The 3,192-nt window shown below is 70.3% G+C and carries 4 protein-coding genes and 1 pseudogene; 4 read left to right on the top strand and 1 reads right to left on the bottom strand.

The window, feature by feature from the left end:
- The coding region (locus SSQG_RS30515; RefSeq protein WP_039933967.1) for a lytic polysaccharide monooxygenase at positions 1 to 334 on the top strand (334 nt) is incomplete at its 5' end.
- Positions 335 to 352: 18 nt separating this feature from the next.
- On the opposite strand, the gene SSQG_RS30510 is transcribed toward SSQG_RS30515, so the two are convergent.
- Positions 353 to 991 carry a hypothetical protein gene (locus SSQG_RS30510; protein WP_039933966.1) on the bottom strand — a complete coding sequence of 213 codons (639 nt, stop codon included), beginning with the start codon at positions 989 to 991 and terminating at the stop codon, positions 353 to 355.
- Between the two features lie 657 nt (positions 992 to 1,648).
- Here SSQG_RS30510 and SSQG_RS30505 point away from each other — a divergent pair.
- The 3 genes and pseudogenes from SSQG_RS30505 to SSQG_RS30495 form a co-directional block, all read left to right on the top strand.
- Positions 1,649 to 2,320 carry a DUF6230 family protein gene (locus SSQG_RS30505; RefSeq protein WP_003993796.1) on the top strand — a complete coding sequence of 224 codons (672 nt, stop codon included), beginning with the start codon at positions 1,649 to 1,651 and terminating at the stop codon, positions 2,318 to 2,320.
- Complete coding sequence (locus SSQG_RS30500; protein ID WP_039935539.1) at positions 2,320 to 2,778, top strand: DUF6114 domain-containing protein; 459 nt, start codon at positions 2,320 to 2,322, stop codon at positions 2,776 to 2,778. Before SSQG_RS30505 ends, SSQG_RS30500 begins: the two co-directional genes overlap by 1 nt.
- A 125-nt stretch (positions 2,779 to 2,903) precedes the next feature.
- A pseudogene (locus tag SSQG_RS30495) lies at positions 2,904 to 3,192 on the top strand (cytochrome P450); the annotation flags it as partial.

Genomic DNA, 3,192 nt, shown 5'->3' with positions numbered 1-3,192 from the left:
TACCGGGCGGCACGTGCTGTACACGGTCTGGCAGAACAGCAGCACGCCGGACACGTACTACTCGTGCTCGGACGTGGTGTTCCCGGAGGGGGAGCAGAAGGAGACGCGGAAGGAGACCCAGAAGGGGACTGAGGAGGGGACCCAGAAGGAGACGGAGGAGGAGACGGAGCAGAAGGCGGATCAGCAGCGGGGAGGGGTGAGGAGCAAAGCCCCGCTGGCCTCCACCTCCGACCCCTCCTCCGGCCCGTCCACGCCCATGCTGGCGGGCGGCGCCGCTGCGGTGCTGGTGCTCACCGGCGGCGCCGCCCTGGCGGTACGGCTGCGTCGGCGCTGAACCGACGCCGCTCAGCCCCTAGTTCACGTCGACGGCGACACCGTTCGCGGTCACCGGGGCGTACTTGGCGGTGAAGAAGGCGTTGGCGAAGCACAGCGACGAGCCGGACACCTTCGTGAACTGCTGGTTGGTGAAGGCGATGCTGTGGTCGGCGTTGCTCGCCTTGCCGGTCAGGCCGGGCGCCTGGTAGACGCAGTTGATGGTGCCGAGCAGGGTGCGCAGCTTGACCGTGGACTGGACGGTGGAGCCCGCGGCCGGGGTCACGGAGACCGTGCCGTCGGAGGACACGCTGGTGGTGTAGGGCAGGTGGTCGACGGTGATGCCGCTGACGCCGAGCACACCGACCACGTTGGCGGTACAGCCGCTGGTGTCGAAGGTGTGCGAGGTCAGGGACTCGGTCGCGGTGCCGGGGGCGGCCGGGTTGGCGGTGACGGTGGCGGAGAACGCCGACGAGTTGCACGAGATGCCGCTGCTGCCGGTGGCGCTGGAGTAGAAGGTGGCGGCGGTGCCGCCGGCCAGGGACGCGTTGAGGACGTCCCCGACCGCGACGGCCGCGCCGCCCGCGGTCAGGACCGGGGTGTCGGCCGCCGAGGCGGGCGTGGCGAGGCCCAGGGCGGCGACGGCGGCGGTGAGGGTGAGGAGGGTGCGCGTACGCATGCGGGTGTACCTCTTTCTGTGAAGCGAGGGAGGGGGACGCGGGTGCGCGTCCGCCGCCGCCGGCCCGTCACGCCTTCTCCGTACGTGACGGGCCGGCAACGGCAGGCCGGTCACCGGCCGGAGGCACGCACGAGGACGCGGCTCCGGACGGGCCGGGGTGGGGGGTGGCTGGTGGCACGCCTCTCGGAGGAAGGGACCGTGCCGGGGCCTGGAGGGTCGGACTCGGGTGGTGGAAAGCCCGTGCGGAGACACCGGGCGGCGGGATTTCCCGTGCGGGGCGGGCGGTCCGGGTCACGCGGACGTGTGCCGCGTGGCGGATCCGGCGCCACGGATCCGGCGCCACGGATCCGGTGAGACGAGGAGAGTTGTAGACCTACTCGTCAGTCAACGTCAAGGCTTCACAGAGGAGTTGTGCGTGCGCTGAGTCTTCCCCGAGGGTGACGACTCACATGCGGCGCACATTCAACACTCTTTGTTCACACTTCCCTTGACCCTTCATGTAACCCCCGGTAACTTCCGAGTCGGCTACTGCGGCGTAACGAGAAAGCCCTTGCAACCGTCGGGAGTTGCGGGGAGACGTGCGTACGCGGTCGGTGTCCGCGCCAGGGCAACGTGCCACCGAAGTCCGATCCGCACCGACATGCACCTGGAGCAGACATGACCTCCTCCGCCGAGCACAGCCCCGAAAGACCGGACGGCGCCGCCGTGCCGGGCGTCAGCGATGTCCCCGCGCGAGGCGGGCGGGTCCGGGCACGCCGGGCCGCGGTGATGGCGGTGCCCGCCACCCTGGTCGCCGCCGGACTCGCGGTCATGACCGCCGAGGGGGCGCTGGGCGTGCAGTTCGCCATCTCCGGCATGCCGTTCACGGTCACCGCCACCGATCTGAAGGGCACCGGCTTCGCCCAGTTCGGCGACCTGAGAGAGATGGCCGAAGGCAGCCCGAACGCGGGTGACACCGGTGGCCAGGTGCTGGTCGTCAAGTCCGTGATCAAGGACGCCACGCTCACCAAGCTGTGCCAGAGCGTGGACCTGGGCGGCACGAACCTCCTCATCAAGGCGGGTGGCGGCGCGAAGAAGGTCAGAGCCACCGACCTGACGACCGACTCGACGGAGCTGTCCGGCGACGCCGCGTTCAGGAACATCGAGATCGGCAACGACGCCAGCAAGCTCAACAAGGCCGGTCCGCTGGGCAAGGGGCCGATAGGTGTGTTCAGCCAGCAGTCCGACACCGTGCGCATCAAGAACCTGCGGCAGACCAACTACGCCACGACGGCCGGTGTGTTCAAGCTGCCGGGGCTGAAGCTGAGCTTCAGCGAGAAGGGGTGCTGATGCCCGACGGTTCGCCCGGCAGGTTCCGGCCCGCGTTCCGCCGGTGGCGGGCCGGCCGGCCGTTCTGGGGCGGGCTGCTGCTCGCCCTGGGCGGGGCGGAGGTGCTGCTCACCCTGAAGGCGTCACTCGCCGTCATCATGCACGTCGGCATGCAGGGGCTGGCCGGCTATCTGCTGCCGACCGTGATGCTGCTGTGCGGCGTACTGATCCTCTTCAGCCCGGCCCAGCGCCTGTTCTACTCGGTCATCGGCGTGCTGGTCTCCCTGGGCACCTGGGTGACCTCGAACCTGGGCGGCTTCTTCGTCGGTCTGCTGCTGGGCGTCGTGGGCAGCTGCCTCACCTTCGGCTGGCTCCCGGACCAGGAGCCGCGCGTCAGCCGGCGCAAGCGCAGGAAGGAGGCGCGGGCCGCGAAGGCGGTGGCGCGACCCCTGGAGCGCGAAGCAAGCCAGAGCGCCTGAAACAAGCCAGTAGTCGGCCATCCCCTGGCGTCGCCCCGCCGCGGCCACTTGGCTGGACGGGGCGCGCACTCACCCACGAGGTGCGGGCGCGCCACGCGAACAACCGCCAGCGCAGGGAGAGTCCGATGGAGTTCACCCACCCGATTGTGATCGACCCGACCGGCCTCGACATTCACGTCGAGGCCACCCGGATCCGCGAGCGCGGACCCGTCACCCCCGTCGAACTCCCCCACGGCGTCCCGGCCTGGGCGGTCAGCAGCACCCCGCTGCTGAAGCGGCTGCTCACCGACCCGCGGGTGTCGAAGGATCCGCGGCAGCACTGGCAGCGCTGGATCGACGGCGAGGTCTCACCGGACTGGCCGCTGTTCACCTGGGTCGCGGTGACGAGCATGTTCACGGCCTACGGCACCGAGC

It is taken from the genome of Streptomyces viridochromogenes DSM 40736 (assembly GCF_000158955.1).
In the GTDB taxonomy this organism is placed as follows: domain Bacteria; phylum Actinomycetota; class Actinomycetes; order Streptomycetales; family Streptomycetaceae; genus Streptomyces; species Streptomyces venetus.
Note: the sequence above shows the minus strand (reverse complement) of the source record. Positions and strands in the feature narration are given on the sequence as shown.

Excerpts from the sequence above, each read along its gene's own strand:
- SSQG_RS30505 (WP_003993796.1), top strand. The coding sequence starts at position 1,649 with ATGACCTCCTCCGCCGAGCACAGCCCCGAAAGACCGGACGGCGCCGCC.
- SSQG_RS30500 (WP_039935539.1), top strand. The coding sequence starts at position 2,320 with ATGCCCGACGGTTCGCCCGGCAGGTTCCGGCCCGCGTTCCGCCGGTGG.
- SSQG_RS30510 (WP_039933966.1), bottom strand. The coding sequence starts at position 991 with ATGCGTACGCGCACCCTCCTCACCCTCACCGCCGCCGTCGCCGCCCTG.